15 protein-coding genes and 1 tRNA gene are annotated in these 25,943 nt (G+C 42.2%); 4 read left to right on the forward strand and 12 right to left on the reverse strand.

Translation table 11 applies throughout. From position 1 onward, the window contains the following. Window positions 1-82: 82 nt before the first annotated feature. From dnaX to I7804_RS01530, 4 genes are all read right to left on the reverse strand, one after another. On the reverse strand, window positions 83-1,933 hold the full coding sequence (dnaX, locus tag I7804_RS01515) for a DNA polymerase III subunit gamma/tau (RefSeq protein WP_331477838.1): 1,851 nt from the start codon (window positions 1,931-1,933) through the stop codon (window positions 83-85). Window positions 1,934-2,090: 157 nt separating this feature from the next. Then, window positions 2,091-3,164, reverse strand: a complete 1,074-nt coding sequence (locus I7804_RS01520; RefSeq protein WP_022755267.1) for a 6-phosphofructokinase — start codon at window positions 3,162-3,164, stop codon at window positions 2,091-2,093. Between the two features lie 195 nt (window positions 3,165-3,359). Continuing rightward, the gene (gene purF / locus I7804_RS01525) at window positions 3,360-4,787 is read right to left on the reverse strand and encodes an amidophosphoribosyltransferase (protein ID WP_248404573.1); all 1,428 of its coding nucleotides are present in this window, start codon (window positions 4,785-4,787) and stop codon (window positions 3,360-3,362) included. Window positions 4,788-5,466: 679 nt separating this feature from the next. After that, a complete protein-coding gene (locus I7804_RS01530; protein WP_248404575.1) occupies window positions 5,467-5,853 on the reverse strand; it encodes an MFS transporter in 387 nt (128 codons plus the stop codon). Between I7804_RS01530 and I7804_RS01535 the strand changes: the two genes are divergently transcribed. Both I7804_RS01535 and I7804_RS01540 read left to right on the forward strand, forming a co-directional pair. Then, complete coding sequence (locus tag I7804_RS01535) at window positions 5,852-6,220, forward strand: S9 family peptidase (protein ID WP_248404577.1); 369 nt, start codon at window positions 5,852-5,854, stop codon at window positions 6,218-6,220. The two genes, I7804_RS01530 and I7804_RS01535, sit on opposite strands and share 2 nt — an antisense overlap. 310 nt (window positions 6,221-6,530) lie before the next feature. Beyond that, complete coding sequence (locus I7804_RS01540; RefSeq protein ID WP_248404579.1) at window positions 6,531-7,853, forward strand: endo-1,4-beta-xylanase; 1,323 nt, start codon at window positions 6,531-6,533, stop codon at window positions 7,851-7,853. Window positions 7,854-7,918: 65 nt separating this feature from the next. Here I7804_RS01540 and asnB read toward each other — a convergent pair whose 3' ends face one another. The 4 genes from asnB to I7804_RS01560 form a co-directional block, all read right to left on the reverse strand. Continuing rightward, window positions 7,919-9,505, reverse strand: a complete 1,587-nt coding sequence (asnB, locus tag I7804_RS01545) for an asparagine synthase B (protein WP_248404581.1) — start codon at window positions 9,503-9,505, stop codon at window positions 7,919-7,921. 83 nt (window positions 9,506-9,588) lie between these two features. After that, window positions 9,589-11,091: a glutamate synthase subunit beta gene (locus I7804_RS01550; RefSeq protein ID WP_248404583.1), complete on the reverse strand. Its 1,503-nt coding sequence runs from the start codon at window positions 11,089-11,091 to the stop codon at window positions 9,589-9,591. A 2-nt stretch (window positions 11,092-11,093) separates the two neighbouring features. Further along, window positions 11,094-15,641 carry a glutamate synthase large subunit gene (gene gltB, locus I7804_RS01555; protein ID WP_248404585.1) on the reverse strand — a complete coding sequence of 1,516 codons (4,548 nt, stop codon included), beginning with the start codon at window positions 15,639-15,641 and terminating at the stop codon, window positions 11,094-11,096. 230 nt (window positions 15,642-15,871) lie between these two features. After that, window positions 15,872-16,027 (reverse strand): hypothetical protein, encoded by a 156-nt coding sequence (locus tag I7804_RS01560; protein WP_248404587.1) that lies wholly within the window; start codon window positions 16,025-16,027, stop codon window positions 15,872-15,874. 269 nt (window positions 16,028-16,296) lie between these two features. On the opposite strand from I7804_RS01560, the gene I7804_RS01565 reads away from it, so the two are divergent. Beyond that, the gene (locus I7804_RS01565; protein WP_248404589.1) at window positions 16,297-18,384 is read left to right on the forward strand and encodes a glutamine synthetase III; all 2,088 of its coding nucleotides are present in this window, start codon (window positions 16,297-16,299) and stop codon (window positions 18,382-18,384) included. A 242-nt stretch (window positions 18,385-18,626) separates the two neighbouring features. Continuing rightward, on the forward strand, window positions 18,627-20,402 hold the full coding sequence (locus I7804_RS18905) for an ammonium transporter (RefSeq protein WP_282570453.1): 1,776 nt from the start codon (window positions 18,627-18,629) through the stop codon (window positions 20,400-20,402). A gap of 216 nt (window positions 20,403-20,618) precedes the next feature. On the opposite strand, the gene I7804_RS01580 is transcribed toward I7804_RS18905, so the two are convergent. The 4 genes from I7804_RS01580 to I7804_RS01595 all read right to left on the reverse strand — a co-directional run bounded on the left by I7804_RS01580 (window position 20,619) and on the right by I7804_RS01595 (window position 25,941). Then, the gene (locus tag I7804_RS01580) at window positions 20,619-21,494 is read right to left on the reverse strand and encodes a hypothetical protein (RefSeq protein ID WP_248404591.1); all 876 of its coding nucleotides are present in this window, start codon (window positions 21,492-21,494) and stop codon (window positions 20,619-20,621) included. Between the two features lie 292 nt (window positions 21,495-21,786). Further along, window positions 21,787-21,872, reverse strand: a tRNA-Ser gene (locus tag I7804_RS01585). Between the two features lie 215 nt (window positions 21,873-22,087). Next, a complete protein-coding gene (locus tag I7804_RS01590; protein ID WP_022754043.1) occupies window positions 22,088-22,360 on the reverse strand; it encodes a hypothetical protein in 273 nt (90 codons plus the stop codon). A gap of 212 nt (window positions 22,361-22,572) precedes the next feature. After that, on the reverse strand, window positions 22,573-25,941 hold the full coding sequence (locus I7804_RS01595; protein ID WP_248404593.1) for an SbcC/MukB-like Walker B domain-containing protein: 3,369 nt from the start codon (window positions 25,939-25,941) through the stop codon (window positions 22,573-22,575). Window positions 25,942-25,943: the final 2 nt, after the last annotated feature.

Raw genomic sequence — 25,943 nt, forward strand, 5'->3', positions numbered from 1 at the left:
TAAATTCTATGTACTAATTATTAAAAAATAAAATTTAATGCATTTGGATCTACATTTAAAATACTTCTAAATCCAAACACGATCAGACCTCATCATCAGGCTCATCCTTTTCTTCAAAAGAATTGCCATCATCTTCAGGACTAAGATTCTGAAGCGACTCCGTCATAAATCCGTAGTCCGCATCATGCATATCGCTTATATCACCGGATACTTCATCCACAGCCTGACTTTCATTTATACTATCAGATACTCCGCCTGTCGGCTGACTATCACTTGCACCATCAGACACATTGTCCTTAGAGATTGTATCCTCTACAGGCCTATTAACTTCATCTTCTGTCACAACATCAAACTGTATTGCAGACTTTATAGCTTCAAGGTCTATATATGACTCCTCAAACTGTTCACCCTTGGCAAGAGCTCTTATCTCGACCTTGATATCCTTGCCAAAAGCATCTGCAAGTTCCTGTTCAAGATACTTCTTCTGAGCCTCAATGATTCCCATGGTGACCTGGTTATTAAATACCATCTGAAGAGTATTATCAGCTCCAAGAGACAGTCTGGGTCTGTCAGTCTTCATGAAGTTCTTAAGGGCAGCATCTTTCATACCGCCAAGAAAGCGATCGAACCCGTCAACTACAGCTTTGATATCCTCAGGGATCGGCTTATCAAGTTTCCTTGCTGCTACAGGTTTTGGAGCTTCTAATGATGCGCCGGAAGACGCAGCATTTGTCACAGCAATCTGTCCATTCCTGATCCTGTCTATGATATCAGCAGATTCTCTTGCTTTATTCTCAAGAGCTCTTACACGCTGAGCCAGTCCCTCATCTGTTGTGCCTTCCATCTGAGGGCGACAGATCCTTATAAGCGCCATCTCAATCAGAATACGCTTTTGCGCAGCAAAACGCAAACTTGCTTCAAGCTCTGAAAATACGCTTATAAAATGCATTATAGTATCTATGTCAGTAGCTTGGGCCTGATCCTTTAATACCTCAAGATTATCAGATGATATATCAACAACATCTTCTACATTATCAGAAGTTGTGACCAGCATCAAATTCCTAAGATACCATACAAAATCCGCAACGAACTGTGAAAGCTCTCTTCCCTGTATAACTACATCTGCAAGGATGCTAAGTGCTTCCTTGGCATCTGACTGTGTCAGAGCTTTAAACATCTGACCAAAGACTGCTGTATCAACTGCTCCCAGCACTCCCAGTACCTTATCATAGGTCAGCTCCTGCCCGTAGTTAAAGGCAACACACTGATCCAGAAGGCTTAAGGAATCTCTCATGGATCCGTCAGCAGCTCTTGCGATATATCTAAGTGCCTTCTCCTGTGCTTTGATACCCTCTCTTTCAGTAACTTCCTTAAGTCTGTCTTCTATAGTATCTATAGTGATACGATGAAAATCATACCTTTGGCATCTTGATAAAATAGTGATCGGTATCTTCTGAACTTCAGTAGTAGCCAGAATGAAAAGCACATATTCCGGAGGCTCTTCAAGTGTCTTTAGAAGTGCATTGAAAGCTCCTGTAGAGAGCATGTGTACCTCATCGATGATGTACACTTTCTTCTTGCCCATTGTAGGAGAATAGGACACTTCATCTATGATGGTTCTGATATTATCAACACCATTGTTGGATGCAGCATCGATCTCGACAACGTCAACGCATCTGCCTTCTGCTATGGCTCTGCAGGTCTCGCACTCACCGCAAGGATTGCCATCTACGGGATGCTCGCAGTTAACAGCCCTTGAAAGTATCTTGGCTACAGACGTCTTACCTGTTCCACGGGTTCCGCAGAACAGATATGCATGTCCCACACGGTCTGATATTATCTGATTTTTAAGTGTTGTTACTATATGATCCTGGCCTTTGACATCTTCAAATGTCGGAGGACGGAACTTTCTATATAATGCTACGTATGGCATCTCTAATACTCTTTTCGCAATATCCTATTTTTTATAAATAATAATGTTACACTGCCAAAACTATAAGCATAGGCTAATAAAATCTATGATAGGCGCTCTTGGCCATGAGCTTTGACACCTACAACATTATAACACAAGAAAGGAATCTCTCTTACCATTAATCTCCAAAGCAGATACCAAGCATCTTGGCTTCCTTGATAATACTTGCATCCTTTGGAAGGGACTTGAGCTTGCCGGCAACCTCTTTAAGAGGGACCTTGACCATCTCACGATTCTTGTATGCGATCATATATCCGTATTCTTTGTTAAGAATAAGCTGTCCTGCCTCTACTCCGACACGGCTTGCAAATACTCTGTCATAAGGATCAGGCACTCCGCCTCTTTGCATATGCCCGGGAACTGTAACTCTGACTTCGCGACCCGTCTTTTTCTGAATCTGATCTGCGATCTCGTATGATACAGAAGGGAATGCATAACTTGAAAGTTTCTTCTTATACTCTTTCTTGGTAAGCTTGGCATCCTCTTTGGAGATAGCACCCTCTGCAACTGCAAGGATGGTGAATCTCGAACCATTTGTAGCACGTCTTTCGATAGCTTCTATAACCTTGTCTATATCATAGGGAATCTCAGGGATCAGGATGATATCAGCGCCTCCTGCAATACCTGCATTAAGGGTAAGCCAGCCGACTTTATGCCCCATAACTTCTACTATAAATACGCGGCCATGAGAATCTGCTGTTGTATGGATGCAGTCGATTGCATTAGTAGCAACATCAACTGCGCTCTGGAAACCAAAAGTCATATCAGTCCCCCAGAGATCGTTATCTATTGTCTTAGGAAGAGATATGATATTAAGCCCTTCTTCTCTAAGGAGATTGGCTGTCTTCTGAGAACCATTGCCGCCAAGAACTACAAGGACATCCAGCTGAAGCTTGTAATAGGTCTGTTTCATGCATGCAACCTTGTCTTTGCCCTCTTCATCGGGTTCGTGGATAGTCTTAAAAGGAACTCTGGATGAACCAAGAATCGTCCCACCTCTTGTAAGAAGTCCTGAGAAATCTCGAGGCGTAAGCATCTTAAAATCGCCGTTAATAAGGCCTTTATAACCATTAAGAAATCCATAGATCTCCATCTGCGTGCCGCTAGCATCAAGGCACTTAACCACGCCTCTCATAGCTGCATTTAAAGCCTGACAGTCACCACCACTTGTAAGCATACCTATTCTAATCATAAATAACCTCATGTCGCGAGTGAAACGAGCGGCTAATGGTTCGAATTGATGGAGCTCGCGACATCAATTCGGGTTTGAAAATGGAACATTTTCAAACTCATCCCTCCTTACCTCAAAAAACACTACCACTAATTCTAACATATTATAAAGCGCTATAAGTAACCAAATACTTATAGCGCTCTCTTAATAAAAATATTATGCTTCAAATTCACCGCGGATGTCGCTTACAGGCGGCTCTTCAGGATATCTTCCTGTAAAGCAGCCTTCGCAGATAGACATCTTGTTATCTACAAGGTCCCCAAGTCTATTAAGCTTAAGATAACCAAGAGAATCTGCCCCTATTATCTTTCGTATATCTTCTATACTTTTGTTATAGGCAATAAGCTGCTCTCTTGCAGGGATATCTGTGCCAAAATAGCATGGCCAGAGAAATGGAGGCGATGATATCCTCATATGTACCTCTTTGGCTCCAGCTTCTCGCAGCATCCTGATGATCCTGTCTGAAGTCGTACCACGTACTATAGAGTCATCTATGATGACAACTCTCTTACCATTTACTGCATGGTTTAAAGCATTGAGTTTGACCTTGACGCTGCTCTCACGGTTCTTCTGTCCGGGCTTTATAAAGGTTCTTCCTATATAAGAGTTCTTGACAAAGACCTGACCATAAGGAATACCTGACTCCATGGAATAACCAAGTGCTGCAACATTGCCGGATTCTGGTACACCTGCTACGATATCAGCATCTATCGGATCATCCTTGTATAAGAATCTTCCGGCTCTTATTCTTGCATCATATACGCTCTGACCATCCAGAACAGAATCAGGTCTTGCAAAATAGATATATTCAAAGATGCAGTGTCCGTGCTCTTTTTCAGGAATGCATCTTGTTTTATTAGAAAGGATCTGTCCATCAGAAGTGATAGTTACTATCTCTCCGGGCTCAACATCTCTTATATATTCGGCATCTATAGTATCAAGAGCGCAGGTCTCTGATGCAAAGATGTATGCGTTGTCTCTTTTGCCAAGGACAAGTGGTCTGAATCCGTGAGGGTCTCTTGCTCCTATAAGTTTACGAGGGGACATGATAACAAGGCTGTAAGCTCCCTTGATCTGAGGCATAGCAAGAGCAACAGCATCCTCAACGCTGGCTGTACGAAGTCTCTGCCTTGCAATAAGATAAGCGATAAGCTCAGAGTCGATTGTAGTCTGGAAGATTGCTCCGGTATATGCAAGCTCATCTCTAAGTTCTGGAGCATTGGTCAGGTTGCCATTGTGTGCAAGGGCAAGGGTTCCCTTAACATAGTTAAGAACAAGGGGCTGGGCATTTTCTCTTACTGAGGATCCTGCAGTTGAGTATCTGACATGGCCAACGCCTATATTGCCCACAAGCTTGTCTATGTCTTCACCTGTAAATACTTCATTCACAAGTCCCATATCCTTGCGGGAAAGGACTTTTCCTTTGGGGCCGTTTGTATCGCTTACTGCAATACCGCAGCTCTCCTGACCTCTGTGCTGAAGTGACTCAAGTCCATAATATATGGATCTTGCAACATCACCTCCCGAAAGGTCATACATACCAAAAACACCACACTCTTCGCCAATTCGATCTTCCGACAACATACGCTTCTCCTATTTCTAAATGATGAGATCAAGATTCCCACTTGGTCGGAGGCATGTCCGGAAAAATCTCGCCAAGGCAGGCGGAATATAAATCTTTGCCACGTTGTTAATTGTTTTATGAATTCTAGGACATATAAATACATCCATGTATTTCTATACATGTCCAGTTACATCCTGTAACATGGCATGATATCTGGAGCTTTTTATTCTGGGGTCCAAACTCGCTTCGCTCAGACATGTGGACCCCTGGCAGAATAAAAATCTCCATCTATCACGCTCATGAATTTTATAAAACAATTAAAAAACGTGGCAAAGATTTATATTCCGCCTGCCTTGGCGAGGTTTTTCCGGACATGCCCCCGGCCAAGTGGGTAGTTTGAGTTATTGATAATAAAAAAGCTGACAAAAGGGTACAGGAACTAATGAAAATCCCTAACGCCTTCGTCAGCTTTTCTTTAAAAATCAACTTATTATAATTCGAAGTAATAGTAAAAGTGAATTTTTATTTAAATTCATATATGCAAATTTCTTTATAAATATAACTTTATGTTTTCAAATAAAACTCGTATAACACCGAATTATTATTTCGCCATTCTTATCTTTTGTCAACAGTTAAGAAACTCTTTTTATACTTATCTGTTAACACCAAGAATTGTAAGGTCGTCTGCCAATTATGGAATCAGCCGTTTCTACGCTTTCTGAGTACTTCTATGTTATCTTCAACCTTCTTCTTTGAAAGAGGATAGAAGAAAATAAGTGAGAGTGAAAGAAGAACCATTCCTATAGCCGGAATGAGGGTAGCAACGTTATAGATGCCGTTGACTACGCCTGTATCAAATGCTGTCTCAGCTGTGTATCCTGTGATAGAAAGAAGAAGTCCTGTAAGACCTGATGCACCGGCCTGGCCGAGCTTTCTTGCAAATGAATATACAGCGTATACAGTACCATCTGAACGGTAGTTATTGTGTACTTCAATATCATCAATTACATCGATGATCATAGCCCAGCATACAAGAGCGAAAATACCAAGTCCTACAATATTCCTTGGATATACAGCTGTCTGCATGAACGAGTTCTATAAGGCATATACTTCTCTTCCTGTAGGCAATCCTATGAGAGAAGGCATCGCGCCATTTCTGCGACGCCTTGCAGGTCCTGATGTTGATAGTAAGCTTGTGTCATCCTATGACCTTCCATCACACATAGACAGCTCCTATCCAAAGACATACATCGTTGCCAATGAAGATGACGGCACAGTTCCTGTAGCCAATAGTAAGGCAATGGACGCAGTTCTTACTAAGCTTGGCGTAGAACATATCACCAGGATTGGCTCAAAAGGGGGTCACAGCTTTGGACTTGGAAACGGACTTGAAGTATCCGGATGGCTTGAAGAAGCTGTAGACTTTTGGAGAGGCACTACTAAAAACATTTAAATGACACGAAAGGCGCAGAACCAACATCTTGGTCTGCGCCATATATCACTCTATTCTTAGCAGCTATTCTTTTTCCATCTTTCTATTCCTGCTATTATGTATGTGCATTTGTGAGCCTGATTCATCGTACTTTTCTTTGATTCATTCTGTGAACTACTCCGACTTATAGAAGTCGGAGTAGTTCACCCATTATCGCTTCAACTTAGCAATCATCCACAAGTGAATAACAACAGATGATAAGCACGGCGAGACGTCATGACGTATATTTTTAATATCAAAAACTATATCAATACAATATATGGGAGGCGTTATGAAGGTAAGAAAACTATTATCGGGGGCACTAATAATCGCTCTGCTATCAGGATGCAGCGCGGCAGCATCTAATGAGGACGGAGCCAAAGATGGAACAGATGCATCTTCCGGGCAAGCTGCATCTGTAGAAGGATCTGCCGATGCAGCGGAGAGAGGCGCGTCAGATGGGGATACAGCAAGTGAAGGCAGTTCTGATTCCGAAAACCTTGTTACAGGTGATGAGACAAGCGCTTATGAAGATCAGGAAGTTGTTCCTCTTAAGGATCTGTGCGAAGATTACTTCCTGCTTGGGGTTGGTATCAATGGAAGTACTCTTGAGAATCAGACACTTAATATCCCACAGTATATGGAACTTAGCAAAGAGCAGTTTAATAGTTGTACTATGACCAATCTTATGAAGAGCTGCTATATCCTCGATCAGTTCGGATCACAGGATAATCTTAAAAATGGTAACGAAGAGCCTGCACTTAACTTTGCATCCATCGATCCTACTCTGCAGTGGTGCAAAGACAATGGAATGAAGATGCGTGGGCATACTCTTGTATGGCATACCCAGGCTCCGGGATGGTTCTTCAGAGAAGGCTACACTGATGACGGTGAATATGTAGATAAGGATACAATGCTCCTTAGAATGGAAAGCTATATAAGACAGCTTGTAACTCATGTTCAGGACGAATACCCCGGAGTTATATACTGCTGGGATGTTGTCAACGAAGCTGTAGAACCCGGCGCTTATGATCCTGACAGCTACTTCATGTGCAGGACTATGACAGGCGAAGACCCTAACCCATGGTATGACACCATCGGCGAAGATTATGTAGAGATGGCATTTACCTATGCAAGAAAATATGTCGATGAAGACGTCAAGCTCTTCTACAACGACTACAACACCTACCAGACTCCAAAAACTCAGGCCATCTATGACCTGTGCTCACACCTTAAGGACGAGGGACTTATAGACGGTATCGGAATGCAGGGATACTGGGGCATCGACTATCCCAATGATGAAGCCATCAAGACTGCTATCACCAAATTCGCAGAACTTGGCCTTGAGATTCAGGTAACAGAGCTTTCTATCGGCGTAGAATCCGAAACTCCTGAACAGTTCGAAAAGCAGGCAACCAGATACGGACAAGTATTTAAGCTCCTTCACGACATGGACACAGAAGCAGGCGGCCCTGCTAACATCACCTGCGTAACACTGTTCGGACTTGTAGATCACTACCGCGAAGGCGACACCACCAATACCCGTATCTTCGACCAGAACTACGAACCAAAACCAGCATATTTCGCAATCAAAAACGAAATGGAACAATACTAAGCATTCATGCTACTATAAAAATCCCAAGCCAGATACTAATTCCAGCTTGGGATTTATATTACTTGTTATACGCCACTGTTGCCGTAATTAGCCAGGACTCTTGCAGACGGATCGTCTACATCGCAGCCTTCCCACTCTTTATTGGGCATCCAGAAATCTACTACCATCTGAGCGTTATCGCCATAATACTTCTCGAATATATCCCTGTACAGAAGTGACTCTTTGGTGAAAGGTTTTGCAAAAGTATACTTCTCACATCCTTCTTCAAACTCTTCATCTGTGTACAGACTCTCTGCATACTCTACAAGATCATCTCGAAGTGAATGACCTACTGCATCCGAGAATGCTGCCTTTTCACGCATCAGGATGTTTTCAGGTATGACCTTATCATCTTCAAAGGCATGACGAAGGAGATATTTTCCCATACCGTAGGTATTCATCTTAAGCTTTGGATCTATACTCATTACATAGTTTACAAAGTCAAGATCACCAAAAGGGACCCTTGCTTCTAAGGAGTTAACAGAGATGCATCTGTCTGCTCTAAGTACGTCATACATATGAAGCTCTCTGATACGCTTGGCTGACTCTTCCTGAAAAGCCTCAGCACTTGGAGCAAAGTCAGTATATTTATATCCAAAAAGTTCATCTGATATCTCACCTGTCAAGATAACCCTAATATCAGTATTCTCATGGATCCATTTGCATACAAGATACATACCTATAGATGCCCTTATCGTAGTGATATCATAGGTTCCAAGAGTCTTAATAACAGTATCAAGAGCTCCTATTACATCATCTCTTGATATGATGACTTCGTGATGATTACTTCCTATATAGTCCGCAACTTCTCTTGCATACTTAAGATCGATGGCATCTATATCCATACCTATAGAGAATGTCTCAAGAGGCTTGTCCGTCTTTCTTGCAGCAACGCCGCATACAAGTGAAGAGTCAAGACCGCCAGATAGAAGGAACCCAACCTTGGCATCTGCATCAAGCCTTTTGTCTATTCCTGTTACCAGCCTATCATGTATACCTTTGCAGATATCTTCCAGACTTCCATCTATATAAGGGCCGCTTACCTGAGAAGGATCTGCATATCTTATGAACTTGCCATATTCGTAGTAGTATCCGGGAGGGAATGGACTTATCTTATCGCATACATCTACCAGCATCTTGGGCTCAGATGCAAATACTATATGACCATTCTTGTCATATCCATAATAAAGGGGTCTTATTCCGATTGGATCTCTTGCTGCTACAAATGTTCTCTTTCTATGGTCATAGATTATAAGAGCAAATTCTGCATCAAGGAGCGAGAACATCGCTGCTCCAAGTCTGTCATATAAGGGGAGAAGAATCTCACAGTCACTGTCAGATTCAAAGCTGTATCCTATACCAATAAGATAATCTTTTAACTTTCTAAAACCGTATATCTCTCCGTTACATACAAGCGTATTACCTTTATGATTAAAGGGCTGCATTCCCTTATCTGTAAGTCCCATGATAGAGAGTCTTCCAAATCCAAGAATCCCTTCTTCAACCCTCTGCACTCTGGTCATATCAGGGCCTCTGGAAGCACATTTTAAAAGCATGTCTTCGCAGACTTCTTCTTTTGCTCCTCTAGAGCAAAATCCGAGTATTGTACACATCTATACATCCTCCAAACATCCTATATTATTTCAATTTTGACACCTACCTCATCATATTTGATAGGTCATTACGATCCTGTATATTACATATTGCTATATCCCATCAGATACTCATCAACTTCCCTTGCACAGGCTCTTCCTTCTGCAATAGCCCATACTACAAGGGACTGACCTCTGTGCATATCTCCTGCTGTGAATACCTTTTTGACACCTGTTGTATATACATCAGGATCAGTAGTTGCTACAGTATTTCTCTTAGAAAGGGCTACGCCGAAATCCTTGGCTACATATTCCTGACAACCGATAAAACCTGCCGCTATAAGGAGAAGGTCGCATTTTAGTGTACTTTCTGTTCCGGGGACTTCTACAAGTTTTCCATTGTCGAACTTAACTTTTACAGTCTTAACTGCAAGTATTTTGCCATTCTTGGATATAACTTCTTTTACTGTAGTCTCATAGATCCTTGGATCATGACCATATACTCCTATAGCTTCTTCCTGACCATAATCTGTCTTTAAGACTTTGGGCCATTCGGGCCATGGATTGGAAGCTGCTCTTTCTACAGGAGGGCATGGCATCATCTCTATCTGAGTTACAGACCTTGCTCCGTGCCTTATGCATGTTCCAACGCAGTCATTACCTGTATCTCCGCCGCCTACGATCACAACATTTTTGTCCTTGGCGCTTATATATGAACCTTCCTTGGCAGATGTAAGTGTAACCTTGTCCTGAAGGAGGGCGCCGCTGGCAATTATGGCTTTGGTGGTAGACTTAAGAAAGTCAACGGCATAGTATATACCTTTTGTATTATCAATATCAGCTGCTGCAAGTGGTCTTGGGTTCTTAGCTCCGCAGCTAAGGACTACAGCATCATATTCTTTAAGAAGATCTGCTGCCTTTATATCTACGCCCACATCAACTGATGTTCTGAATACAACTCCCTCTGCTTCCATGAGCTTTTGCCTTCGTATGATAACTTCCTTTTGAAGCTTCATATTGGGGATTCCATACATAAGTAATCCGCCTATACGGTCGTCTCTTTCATATACAGTTACGCTATGTCCTCTTCTGTTGAGCTGATCAGCGGCTGCAAGGCCGGATGGACCGCTTCCTACGACTGCAACCTTCTTGCCACTTCTGATCGCAGGGATCCTGGGCTTCATGTAACCTTCTTCAAAGCCTTTTTCTATTAGGAAAAGTTCATTGTTGTGTATAGTTACAGCATCTTCTACAGTTCCGCAGATGCAGGCTTTCTCACATAATGCAGGACATACTCTTCCTGTGAATTCCGGAAAGTTACTGGTCTTTAAAAGTCTTGAAAGCGCATGCTCATAGTGGCCCTGATATATCTCATCATTCCATTCAGGTATGAGGTTATGAAGAGGACATCCTGTTACCATACCTTTTAATCTAATAGCTGACTGGCACATAGGAACGCCGCAGTCCATGCATCTTGCGGCCTGTTTTATCCTGTCATCTTCATTTAGATGCTTATGAAATTCATTAAAATTTTTGATCCTGTCTTTGACAGCTCCGGAGTTTTCATCAACTCTTTTATATTCCATAAATCCTGTAGACTTGCCCATGATCATGCTCCTTTATGTGTGATTTCATTAAAGGCTTCAAGAACAGCATTACTTCTTTTAAGGCCCTGCTCTTCGTACTTACTGATAGCTGCAAGGACCCTTTGATAGTCATTTGGAACTATCTTCTTAAAGTGAGGAAGATAAGCTTCGAAATTATCAAGGATCTTCCTGCCATGTTCTGATCCTGTCTCTTTGACATAATCTATGAGAACATTTCTAAGTTCTTCTATGTCATACTTCTCAGTCACTTCATTGAGCGAAGCCATGCTCTTATTCATCCTCTTGTATAGATCATGCTGCTCATCAAGAACATAAGCTATACCACCGCTCATACCTGCTGCGAAGTTCTTGCCTGTTGTTCCAAGTATTACAGCAAGTCCTCCTGTCATGTATTCAAGGCCGTGATCGCCGCAACCTTCTGCAACAGCAACAGCACCTGAATTACGTACACAGAACCTCTCACCTGCAACGCCTGCTATATAAGCCTTACCCTTGGTAGCTCCGTAGAGTGCCACGTTACCTATGATGATATTTTTGGAAGTATCAAATACCGATCCCTTTGGAGGAACTACTACAAGCTTACCTCCTGATAATCCCTTACCAAATCCGTCATTGGCATCTCCTGAAAGTCTGAGTGTTACACCCTTTGGAAGGAATGCACCAAAAGACTGGCCACCGCCTCCTTCACAATTAACAGTGAAGGTATCATCCAAAAGAGTATCTCCAAACTTCTGCGTAACTTCAGAACCGAAGATTGTTCCTACAGTTCTGTTAGTGCTGCTTACTTTGATATCTACACTGGTAGGCTCTCCTGTACGAAGTGCTTCTTTGAATTTAGAAAGAAGGATTGCTTCATCAACAGTTTTTTCCAAATGGAAGTCATATGCCTTGGACGGATTAAAATGCCTCTCGGGTACCTTGGCATATGATGAATCGATGACCATCTTAAGGTCTACGGTCTCAGCTCTTTCTGTTATCTGATGATCCTTCATCTTAAGGCAGTCTGACCTTCCGACCATCTCATCTACAGTCCTAAATCCAAGCTCTGCCATGATCTCACGAAGTTCCTGTGCTATGAAATTCATGAAGTTCATGACATATTCGGGCTTACCTTTAAAGTTCTTCCTGAGCTTCTCATTCTGAGTTGCTATACCAAAAGGACATGTATCCTTGTTGCAGACTCTCATCATCATGCATCCCATAGTTACAAGGGGAGCTGTTGCAAATCCAAACTCCTCTGCTCCAAGAAGGGCTGCGATAGCTACATCTCTTCCGCTCATGAGCTTACCATCTGTTTCGATGATTACTTTGTCACGAAGGCCGCTTTCTATAAGTGAATGATGCGCTTCTGAAAGACCTAGTTCCCATGGAAGTCCTGCATGATGTATAGAGCTTCCGGGAGCAGCACCTGTACCGCCATCATAACCAGATATAAGGATGACCTGAGCTCCTGCCTTGGCAACACCTGATGCTATAGTACCTACGCCTGCTTCTGATACAAGCTTGACTGATATCCTGGCCTTCCTGTTGGCATTCTTGAGATCATAGATAAGCTGGGCAAGGTCTTCTATAGAATAGATATCATGGTGCGGAGGAGGTGATATAAGTGCAACTCCGGGAGTTGAATATCTCCTTTCTGCAATCCAGGGATATACCTTACCTCCTGGAAGGTGTCCGCCTTCTCCGGGTTTTGCGCCCTGTGCCATCTTGATCTGTATCTCCTTGGAATTAACAAGATACTCACTTGTAACACCAAATCTTCCTGATGCTACCTGCTTTATAGCACTGCACTTCTCTGTTCCAAAGCGGTTTGGATCTTCACCGCCTTCACCTGTATTTGATTTTCCGCCGAGTCTGTTCATGGCTATAGCCAGTGTCTCATGAGCTTCTTTTGAGATAGAACCATAAGACATAGCACCTGTCTTAAATCTCTTTACTATCTCAGATACCGGCTCTACCTCTTCAATCGGTATAGATTCATTTACATGCTCAAATGTAAGAAGACCTCGAAGTGTATGGGGCTTTTCATTGTCTACAAGAGCTGTATACTCTTTGAATCTTGCATAGTCTCCTGTCCTTGTTGCCTGCTGAAGTGCGATGATAGTCTGAGGATTATAGAGATGATCCTCTTTCTCTTCGCCGCTTCTAAGCTTATGGAATCCTATACTGTCAAGGCTTGTATCTGTTGTAAGTCCCATAGGATCAAAGGCATGATCATGACGGGCTGCAACTTCATTGCCTATCTCTTTAAGACCTATTCCTCCTACTCTTGACACTGTTCCTGTAAAATACTTGTCAATAAGCTCTTTCGAAAGGCCTATTGCCTCGAATATCCTTGCAGACTGATAAGACTGAAGTGTAGATATACCCATCTTGGCAGCGATCTTGACTATTCCGTGAAGGATAGCACTGTTATAATCTGCAATCGCTGTATGATAGTCCTTATCAAGTATCCCTATGTCTATGAGCTCAGAGATACACTCATGAGCAAGATATGGATTAATAGCTCTTGCACCAAATCCAAGAAGTGTTGCCATCTGGTGTACATCACGAGGCTCGCCGCTTTCAAGGATTATGGATACCGCAGTCCTCTTCTTAGTAGCTACAAGGTGCTGCTCTACAGCTGATACTGCAAGAAGTGACGGGATAGGTACATGGTTTTCGTCAACTCCTCTATCTGACAGGATCACGATGTTGTAGCCCTTGGCATATGCTCTGTCTACTGATACAAGGAGCTGATCGATAGCCTTCTCTATCTGTGTATTCTTATAGTATAGAAGTGATATAACCTTGGAACGAAGTCCCTGCTGGTCCAGGTGCTTGATCTTCATGATATCGACACCTGTAAGGATAGGATTGTCGATCTCAAGGACTCTGCAGTTATCTGCGCTTGCATTTAAGAGGTTACCGTCAGATCCCACATATACTGTTGTATCTGTAACTATCTGCTCACGAAGCGAGTCAATAGGCGGATTAGTAACCTGTGCAAAGAGCTGCTTGAAGTAGTTAAAAAAGGGCTGACTATTCTCAGACAATACTGCAAGAGGTACGTCATGTCCCATGGACTGAGTTGCCTCTATGCCATTAGTAGCCATAGGAAGGATCCCTGTCTTGACATCTTCATAGCTATAGCCAAACACCTTATAGAGCTTGTCACGCATCTGCTGAGTGTGAGTCGGAATCTTTTTATTAGGAATAGAAAGGTGCTTTAAGTGCAGAAGGTTTCTGTCAAGCCACTCACCATACGGGTTCTGACCTGCATAGTAGCGCTTACACTCTTCGTCTGATATGATCCTCTTTTTCTTAGTATCTACAAGTAGTATCTTGCCGGGCTGAAGCCTTGACTTAACAGTTATATGCTCAGGCTCTATGTCAAGAACTCCAACTTCAGATGACAGGATAAGTCTGTTATCATCTGTGATGTAATAGCGGCTTGGTCTAAGACCGTTTCTATCAAGGGTAGCTCCTACTATCTCTCCGTCTGTAAACAGGATCGCTGCAGGACCATCCCATGGCTCCATCATAGTCGCATAGTAGTGATAGAAGTCCTTCTTGTCTTCATCCATGAAGTTATTGTGCTTCCAGGGCTCAGGGATAGTCATCATAACTGCAAGTGGAAGATCTATACCATTCATATACATAAACTCAAGAGTGTTATCCAGCATAGCAGAGTCTGAACCCTGGGCTGATACTACAGGGAATACCTTATCAAGGTCACTTCCAAGAGGAGATGATGTGATAGTCTCTTCTCTTGCAAGCATCCTGTCCTTGTTACCTCTTATAGTATTGATCTCGCCGTTATGAGCTATGAATCTATAAGGATGCGCTCTCTCCCAGCTTGGAGTAGTATTGGTAGAAAACCTTGAATGAACGATAGCTATAGCTGTCTCGAAGCTGGGATCCTTAAGGTCTTCATAGAACTTTCTAAGCTGAGCTACAAGGAACATTCCTTTATATACGATGGTCCTTGATGAAAGAGATGTAATGTAGGTATCGTCTGAACTTTGCTCGAACTCGCGGCGAAGAACATAGAGCTTTTTGTCGAACTCTATGCCTCTGGAGACATCCGAAGGCCTTTCGATGAAACACTGCATGATATAAGGCATACAGTCTCTTGCTACATCTCCAAGGATCTGAGGATTAACAGAAGGCTTCCTCCATCCAAGGAATTTAAGACCGTTCTTTTCAGTTATCACTTCGAACATACGCATAGCGAAGGTTCTCTTAAGATCATCCTGTGGGAAAAAGAACATACCAACGCCGTAGTCTCTGGCATGACCGATATTAATACCGAGCTTTTTAGCCTCTTTTTTGAAAAAGCTGTGTGAGATCTGTGTAAGGATACCAACGCCGTCACCGACCTTGCCGCTTGCATCCTTACCTGCCCTATGCTCAAGCTTCTCTACTATGGTAAGAGCATCATCCAAAACTTTGTTGTCAGCATGACCGTCAATATTGACGACAGCGCCGATACCACATGCGTCATGCTCCATTTGCCAGAATTCTTTACTTCTTTGATCACTGCAACTTTGCTGGTTTTCCTGTGACATAATCTGATCCCTTTTCCTTTACTAAAATCTGCCTACTAGAGAATTTCATCTGCTTCCCACATATTTTGAGAAGTCTGAACAACTTACTATAGATATAAAAAAAGACGCAGCCCGAACTTATTAATAAGTTCAAGGCAACGTCTTCGTTGCGTTTTATATTAGTGTATAGTATCTAAATGCAAATAAAAGTATATCGCTTGTATTAGTGTATACAATTTTGTTTTTTGTAATTATGCAGCAATTATATTATTTTTGTCAACTACGATTATAAAGATGTTAAAAACGCTCCATTCCGTTTTTATAACCAGATTAATATCACCTTCATTTTTATATGCGAAGTGCACCATTCCTTCCATATCTACCCTCTTGAACTCATCAACTCCCAATTGGGAAGTCCGCGCTACAAATTAGCGTGACATTTTTTTAAATTGCCTGTTGACAAATTATTTTTCTGGGATTATTATCTGTCTATCAATTGTTTCGACAATGGAGCCGGGCAGTGGGACATATCCCAACTGCCCTTTTTGTTGCAATAAAATAACCAGTCAATAATAGGCAAAGGCGCCAATTGTATTCGCACAGCGATACACTTGGCGCCTTTTTCATTTGTAACAAAACTAATGTTTTAGTATATCAAGTACGGAGGTGGATCATAATGATCGAGGAAAAAGGATTGCCGGAATTATTCGGAAGCAATGTTTTTAATGAAGAGACCATGAAAGAGCGTCTGTCTGCAGCATCCTATAATGCATGGAAGACATGCATCACTAATGCTCAGCCGCTTGATCTTGCAACTGCTAATGAGATAGCTCAGGCTATGAAGCAGTGGGCTGTAGAAAAGGGTGCTACACACTATACACACTGGTTCCAGCCTATGACAGGTGTAACTGCTGAAAAGCATGACAGCTTCATTCAGCCTGCTGGTGGTGGCAAGATCGTAATGGACTTTTCAGGTAAGGAGCTTGTAAGAGGCGAGCCTGATGCTTCTTCCTTCCCTTCAGGTGGCCTTCGTGCAACATTTGAAGCAAGAGGATATACAGCATGGGATCCTACATCTTTTGCTTTCATCAAAGACGGATCACTTTGCATTCCTACAATCTTCTGCTCTTACTCAGGTCAGGCACTTGATAAGAAGACTCCTCTTCTTCGTTCTATGGATGAGGTATCAAGACAGTCTATCAGAATCTTAAGACTTTTTGGTGATACAGAAAGTAACAGAGTTCTTGCACAGGTTGGTCCTGAGCAGGAATACTTCCTTGTAGACAAGGAACTTTACAACCAGCGTGAAGACTTAAAGCTTACAGGTCGTACACTTTTTGGTATCAAGCCACCACGCGGACAGGAACTTGAAGATCACTACTTCGGACAGCTCAAGCCAAGAGTTGCCGCTTATATGAAGGATCTTGATGAAGAGCTCTGGAAAGTTGGTGTTCTTTCAAAGACCAAGCATAACGAAGTTGCTCCATCCCAGCATGAGATGGCTCCTGTATATTCAGGTGCTAACGCAGCCTGCGATCAGAACCAGCTTGCTATGGAGATCATGAAGAAAGTTGCTGACAGACACGGCTTTGTATGTCTTCTTCATGAGAAGCCTTTTGCAGGTGTTAACGGATCTGGTAAGCATGATAACTGGTCACTTTCTACAGATACAGGTGTTAACCTCTTCAAACCAGGTTCAACTCCAGGTGAAAATGCACAGTTCCTTCTCTTCCTTGCAGCATTCGTTAAAGGCGTAGATGAATATCAGGAAGCTCTTAGATGTACTGTAGCATCTGCCGGTAATGACCACAGACTTGGAGCTCAGGAAGCACCGCCAGCTATCATCTCCATCTTCCTTGGTGATGAGCTTGATGCAGTAGTTAGAAGCATCATCGAAGGCAAGTCCTACAAGGGATCAGGCAAGCATTCAATCCAGATCGGTATCGATGTACTTCCTTCTATCCCTCAGGACAATACTGACAGAAACCGTACATCACCTATGGCATTTACAGGTAACAAATTCGAGTTCCGTATGCTTGGATCAGGACAGTCAATCTCAGGTCCAAACATTGCCCTTAACACTATCATGGCACAGGAGCTCAAAGAATTTGCAGATACACTTGAAAAGAGCAAGAACTTCCAGTCAGATCTTCAGAAGCTTATCAAGAAGACTTTCACAGATCATCAGAGGATCATCTTCAACGGCAACGGTTATGATGAATCCTGGATCAAGGAAGCCAAGAAGAGAGGTCTTGCAAACCTTGTATCTACAGCAGATGCTCTTCCTGAATATGTATCCAAGAAGAATATCGCCCTGTATGTAGATAACAATGTATACACAGAGGAAGAGGTTCGTGCAAGAGGTGCTATCCACGTAGAGACCTACAATGCAACAATCGAGATCGAAGCTCGTACTATGATCGACATGATCCATCGCCAGATCCTTCCTGCAGCATCAGCTTATACTGCTGAGCTGTGTCAGAGAGCTGCTGCACTTAAAGCTGCCGGCGTAGTAGTTGAGTATGAGAAAAATACTGCTACAAATACTGCTATACTTACAGATACTCTTGCAGCTGCCTGCAGCAAGCTTGAAGCAGATTTTGCCAAGGTTCCTGCTGATCCTGACAAAGCTATGAAGTATCTTCATAAGACTATTATCAAGGATATGGACGACGCAAGAAGTGCTTCAGATGCTCTTGAAGCTGTAGTAGATGAGCAGTACTGGCCATTCCCTGTATACGCTGATCTTCTGTTTTCAGAATAAAGGAGATTAATCTTCATAAATGAAGATTAACTCCAGAAGTCGATTTGCAAAGGCAAATCGACTTCCATAGTTTTTGAAGTAGATTTGATAGAGCCAGATCGACTTCAATACAAACAGCAAAGGCGCTGATAGAGTGAGACGTCCACTCTACCGGCGCTTTTATTATATAAATTATTTGGATGAGTTCAAAACTCACCATGGGAGGAATGAGTAAATATATATTTACCCAAAGGAGGCTTATTATGAGTGAAGAAATGCTATCTTATGTTGACTCACTGGTATTCGGAGTCTGGTTCCTTGCAGGAGCCGCACTGGTCTTTTGGATGCAGGCAGGATTTGCAATGGTTGAAACAGGATTTACCAGAGCCAAGAATGCCGGAAATATCATTATGAAGAACCTTATGGACTTCTGTATCGGAACTGTAATGTTCATCCTGATAGGATTTGGTCTTTTTCTTGGAGAAGATACACTTTTTGGTCTTGTGGGAATGCCCAACTTCGACATCTTCTCACACTATGCGGACTTTGACTGGTCAGGATTTGTATTTAACCTTGTATTTTGTGCAACAACAGCAACTATCGTATCAGGAGCTATGGCTGAAAGAACCAAGTTCATATCTTACTGTGTATACTCAGCTGTTATCTCAGGTGTTATCTATCCTGTAGAAGCTCACTGGACATGGGGCGGCGGCTGGCTTGCTCAGATGGGATTCCACGATTTTGCAGGTTCTAACTGTATCCATATGGTTGGTGGTATCTGCGCACTTATCGGCGCTTGGATGCTGGGGCCTCGTATTGGTAAGTTCACTAAGGATTCTGATGGTAAGATCACTAAGGTCAATGCATTCCCAGGACACAATATTCCGATCGGTGCTCTTGGCGTATTCATTCTCTGGCTTGGCTGGTATGGATTCAACGGAGCTGCAGCAACATCTCTTGAACAGCTTGGTGATATCTTCGTAACAACAACTATCGCTCCTGCTGTAGCAACTGTAGTATGCATGATCTTCACATGGATAAAATATGGCAAGCCTGATGTATCTATGTGTCTTAACGCTTCACTTGCAGGTCTTGTAGCTATCACAGCTCCTTGCGACAGCGTTGATGCATTTGGTTCTATCATGATTGGTGTTGTAGCAGGACTTCTTGTAGTATTTGGTGTATGGCTTCTTGATAATGTTCTTAGGATTGATGATCCCGTTGGTGCTGTAGCAGTTCATATGATGAATGGTATATGGGGAACTATCGCTGTAGGTCTCTTTTCTACTAACACTGTTCCGGGATATTCACTTGCTGATGCTAATGGCAACGAACTTGTAGGCCTTTTCTACGGCGGCGGCTTAAAACTTCTTGGAATACAGCTTGTAGGAATGTTTGCAACAATCCTCTGGACAGTAGTAACTATTGTTATCACATTCGCTGTCATCAAGGCAACTCTTGGGCTTAGGGCTTCTGAAGAAGAGGAGCTTTCTGGTCTTGATATTACTGAGCACGGTCTTTCATCTGCATATGCAGGATTCTCCATTATGGATATCACAGGCATGGAGATGGAGGAAAATGAAAATACAGATCTTGGAATCGGGGAATACGATAAGGCTTCTGAAGCTCTTAAAAATGCATCCGTCAAGGTTATCAAAGCTCCTACTTATCCCGAAGCTGATTCCGGTATACATAAGGTTGTTATCATAGCTAAGCTTTCTCGCTATGATAAGCTCAGAAAAGCAATGAATGATCTGGGCGTAACCGGAATGACAGTAACTCAGGTTATGGGATGCGGTATTCAGAAGGGTGCGGGCGAAAAATACCGCGGCGTAGAAATGGATGCAACGCTTCTTCCTAAGGTTAAGCTTGAGATCGTAGTTGCCAAGATCCCTGTAGAAAAAGTAATTGAAACTGCAAAGCGCGCTCTCTTCACCGGCCACATCGGAGATGGTAAGATCTTTGTTTACAATGTAGGCAAGGTTGTAAAGATCCGTACAGGCGAAGAAGATGTGGCAGCTCTGGCAGACGTAGAATAAGTTCAGAAACTTACGAATAATAATTTCAAAACAATACTTCAGATCTAAATTTAAAAACTATATTTTAAAACTATAGTCAAAAAATAGTTCCAAACGAAAATCCGGTATTAGTAAGAACCCTCTCAGCTCTCCCTCGATTAAGAGCTTTGGTGTAGGAATCTTATCTAATACCGGATTTTCTCAGGCATAGATTGCCTTTATAGATATGACTTACTATTAATTAATTGTAAGAGAAATATCTTCATTATAGATATCAGGAGCTGACCAGTCATCTGAATCATATACGCTGAAATAGAACTCTAAATCTTCTATTTCGTCTTCTTCTGTAATATCTATCTTTTCAAGATCATCAAGGTAGAAGGTGATCTCGCCAAGGGCACTGGTCTGCGCCATAAGATAATCTGCCCAGTATACGTCTACCATGTATCCATTAATTGATGCATCATCAATTGTGAATACTACGTTCTTATCAGTATTATTGACCATATATACTGAAAGCTCATAGCCCCAGGTATCATCCCACTCTATGCCGGTAAGAATAAATCTTACATCGTCATTTTCAGATAATACTACATCTTCATCATCATCTTCTCTTATTACATCCTCAGCATTCTCTTCTCCCTTAGGATAAATATGGAAGTCTTCATCGAAGATATTGTCAGCAGACCAGTCATCAGAATCATAAGCATACATAAGGATATGGATATCCGTAACTTCGCCGATAAGTTCCTTTTCTTCATCTGTCATATAGAACTCTATCTCTTCGTTTAATTTCTTGCCGGGCTTAACTTCTGCAGAGAAGTAAGGATCAACACATACTCCATTAAGAGATGCATTATCAATTGTATACATGTAAGTGATATCTTCGGACTTGTTCTCAATAGTAACCTTAAGTGTATAGCCCCATGTTCCATCCTCATCAATGTCTGTGATCGTAACAGTTGTCTCATCAATGTCAACAACAGTTATTTCTTCAAAATCCGAATCTTTGGATTTTGCTGCAGTTACTTTTATAAGCGGAATAACAGCTATGATCATAGCCAAAAGAACTGCGGTGAGAGTTTTTGCGATAGTCTTTGTCTTAAAATACATACTGTACCTCCTTAATTAAAAGTAAAACAAAAGGTGGTAAGACTCCTCTCCCGCGACCATCATTATACGATATTTCGTTAATTGTATCTACCAAAAATACCTACAACAATCAAGTATTTTTTTGTAATATATTAACAAAAAAACGTCCATCTTCAAGAAAATCGTTATACATTTTTTAAATATGATGACGTGATCTGTTCTTTATATCTATTCTTATTCAGAAAGAAGCATGCCACCATCATCATAAAAAAGAGCCATAATTGTCAACCATAACAACTATAGCTCTAATCAGCGGAGACGGCGGGATTCGAACCCGCGTGCCCTTGCGGACAAACGCATTTCGAGTGCGCCTCATTACGACCACTTTGATACGTCTCCAAACATATGATAGAATGTACACTTTAATGCACAACCCAATAATAAAAGGCGCCTGTACAGCGCCTTTTAATTATATAGCCACACAAAATGTGCGTCAAGATGCATTTATCCACGCCAAAGGTAAATCCAGCGTCCCAAATAAAGACGGGAATAGAAGTGCATCCATGTACTTCTGGACATTCCCTTTTACGTCCTGTAATGTCGGGAACTCTACATCACATCATCTGTGCGATAGCAGTAAGGGCATCAAACTCTGCCTCATATACTCCGCCCTTGTTCTCCATCTCTTCCCAGGTGTACCACTGACCATTGAGCTGGATAGAACCAACTCCTATATCAGTTACTACTACCTTGAGCGCTCTTCCACCGGTGATCATATATACATACTGATTCACCTCAAAAGGCATATTGTAAACGTGCCCTCTGGATACGACATCTTTGGTCTCCTCCGGAGATAAGTTCTTATCAACCGCTTCTGTTCTGGTCATATCCACCTCCTAAAACTAATAAATATAGTTACAGCTTTGTAATTTATAACAAACGCAGCAGCAATGTAAGCTTGGTATCAAAACAGGTAATAATTTTGGTCCATCTCACATGCATATAAGTTATCGGCGACTATACCATCAAGTTTTAGTTCAAAATCATTAACTAAAGTTTCTAACCTGGACAGACCAAAATCTCCAAATTCTTTACAAATTCAGGCAGTTTCCACTATGCGTGTAAGCGCTTCGTTATCAAGGAAGTGCTCTACATAACTACTCTTATCGGTATACATCATTACGATATTGGTTATATCAGCTTTAGGAGCTATAACCTTAACCTTCTCAGGTACGCAGCAGAATATCGGCTGCAGGTCAAAACTCTTTAGAAGCTCAATTGATGCTGCTATCTTACTTTCATCCATCTTGTTAAATGCTTCGTCAAGGATTACGACTCTTAAAGTATTCTCACCCTGAGCCGCACGGACCTTCTGAGCTATAGCAGCGAACATTACTATATAGTAAGGAGTCTGAATACCTGATCCTGACTCATCTCTTATGACATCAGACATATACTTGCTGGATCCGGAATGGTCTATGGAGCACAGGTCAAGGCGCAGGTATGTTCTGTAATCTGTGTACATCTCAAGCTTCTTCTCTCTGCTAAGCCTTTGTTCTGTTGTCAGATTCTTCTCATCCATTATAAGCTGCAACAGCTCATCAAGCTCATCTTTGTGAGCTTCTTCAAAGAAACCTGAGAAGATAGATATTCCGCCGTATCCCGGAAGATCAGGATCGACCTTAACAAGATTTGGATCCATGAACATATCATAAAAGCGCTCGTATCCTTTGGCCTTCTCATGGATAAGCTTGTATTTGACATTACCAAACCACTTGGAAGCCAGCACTTCATTAACAGCATCTATCTGTTCCTGAGCCTTCTGGATATTGGATTTAAGCTTACCTATAAATTCAACCTTGAACTCATTGGTCGCTTTCTGGGCAGCCTTGTCTATTTCATCTTCAAATGTTGTGAAGCCGCTCTCAGACAGTCTCTTGTATTCTGTCTCATACTCTTCATTATCGAAGGTTCTCTCAGGATCAAAGCCTGCGATCTCTTCCTGGTTGTAAGCTGTCCTAAGCCTTCTTACAAGTGCAAAGTGCCTTGTAGAAGCATCCAAAGTCTCCTGCCTCATTCTGTTATGAGCATCACGGATCTTCTTAAGGCTTCCGCGTCTGTTCTGTCCGGAATCTTCTCTGATCCATGGATCGCCTACATTCATGCGCCAGTCCATAGAGAATCTTGATCCGTCAACAGCCTGACTTTCAAGAGTAGCGATCTCATCCTTGGCTATAGCAAGCTTTCGCTGTTCACTTTCTATCTTGTTCTCAGCACGTCCGCATTCGATACTGCTAAGCCTGATCTGCTCTGTTACCTCTTCAAGGCGGGCGGACAAGCCTCTAAGCTCATTGTGAAGCTCTTCATCACGAGTAGTATCAACGCTTCCTATCTGTCTTAGAAGTTCAAGTGATTCCTCTTCAAGAGCATTTATATCATCTGCATGACTTACAGCATTGTCAAAAAAGTCTCTGTCTACAAGGCACTTCTCAACTTTATCAGTTCTTGTAACTGACATGCTGGCCATAAGAGCATCTTTCTCTTCGGCAAGTCTTGCAAGCTCATCCGCAGCTTCTTTGGCCTGCTGCTCTATGGCGCTCTTACCTATATAGAAGGTCTGACTGGTCTGCTTACCTCTTGTTACGAATCCTTTATATATAAGAAGGTCCTTGGTAATAGAACACTTGTGCTTATACAGATCCTCTGTATTATCTACCTTGATGATAAATCCAAGCTTATAATCTGCATAGAGCCTTGCATCATCGTTGTCCGTCAGAAGTTCCTGTGCAAGAGAACCCTCTTCAGCACTTCCTGTCCAGTTCTCCCTTATCCTTCTGGTATCGACAAGACCTGACTTATAGGCACGAAGAGCATCTTTACTGGCTCTATATATCTTAAGAGCCTCATCATAATACTCCTCCGGAACCAATAAATCGAATCTCTGATTATCAAGATATCCCTCTATTGCTGCCTGCCAGCTTGCATCCTTGACTTCAAGAAGATCTGCAAAGATCGGGATTTCAACATCTTTTCCGAATTTCTTCGAAAGCTCTTTTTCCAAAAGCTCTTTAAGTTTAAGAGTCTCCTTGGGATACTGCTTCTGATTACTTTTAAGAGCCTCTATCTTATCTTCCTGCTCCTTCACCTTATTTCGAACTTCCAGGCTCCTTGCCTTAAGTCCTGCATGAAAAGCGGACAGTTCCTGATAGAGGCTGCCTATCTTGTCATCAACCTCTTTCTCCGGGTAAGAAGAAAGGTCCTCTATTTTAATATTCTGAGCATTCTTAAGTATCTCTTTGTACTCATCATCGCAGTTAAAGCCTGCATTCTCAGCTTCCATAAGGAGCATGAGCCAGCTGCCTGCCCTGCTTGTAATGGCCTGATGTACACTCTGAAGGTTATCAAGATAGCCTTTTCGCTTCTCATCTACAGCCTGCCTTTTGCTTTCAAGGTTCTTTTTGATCTGCTCTGTATCAGACTTACCAAGCTCTTCATGTACATGACCTATCTTGTCCTGAAGGCGGTTCTGCTTGTCCTTCCTGGTCTCATTCATGGCTTTGGCCTGACTTATATCCATGGTGAGCTGCTCGATGAGATTCTGGGAATCTTCACAGCTTTTTTCAAGAATCTTCTGTTCATCACGAAGTATCGCATAGTCAAGGGTCTTAACAAGTACTGCATCCTCGTGATATACGTTATAAGCTTCACTTATCTTCTCAAGCTTCTCAAGCTTCCTGCGGCTGGACTGAGCCTTGTCACGAAGATCATAGTAGTCATGTATGGTACTTCTTATGGAAGTAAGATCGACACTTTCATTTACAGAACATATAGAGTCTGTTATAAAGCTTCCTATATTGAGGTTCTCACCGATACTACAGGATACTGCTGCCTTTAGAAGTGATATATATTCACTTCTTATCTGGCCATAGGCTGCCATTATATACTTACTGTATTCGGTATCTGTATAGAAATGGTAATTCTCTTCGCCTACATAGGTTGCAAGAAACCTCTTGAGCTCACTAATATTAAGAGCCATATCATCAAGTACAAAGAGGTTCTCAGGGATTCCCTTACCGGCAAAAGACATCCAGCGCTCTGCATGTCTTGTGTGATCCTGAGGACAGTCTGCTACAAAACCATCGCAGAAATACGTATCCTTGACATCATTATAGAATTCAAGCACTACATAGCTTGTAAAAAAGCCGTCATGACGAAGGAACTTCTCCTGGTTGTTGGAGGCCCAGTAGCCATACAGATACTTCTCTACATTTCTTGCAGAATGCTTGTCTGCAGCCTTATTGAAGATTCCTTTCTTCTTGCCTGTAAGGACCATCATAACTGCATCTATGATCTGGGATTTACCGGCCTGATTGGCTCCTGACAAAAGGGTCACATCACCTATCGGAAGGAGCGTAGGCTCATCGAACTTACCCCAGTTATATACATAAACCTTATTAAGTCTTATCATTA

It is taken from the genome of Butyrivibrio fibrisolvens, assembly GCF_023206215.1.
GTDB lineage: Bacteria > Bacillota > Clostridia > Lachnospirales > Lachnospiraceae > Butyrivibrio > Butyrivibrio fibrisolvens_C.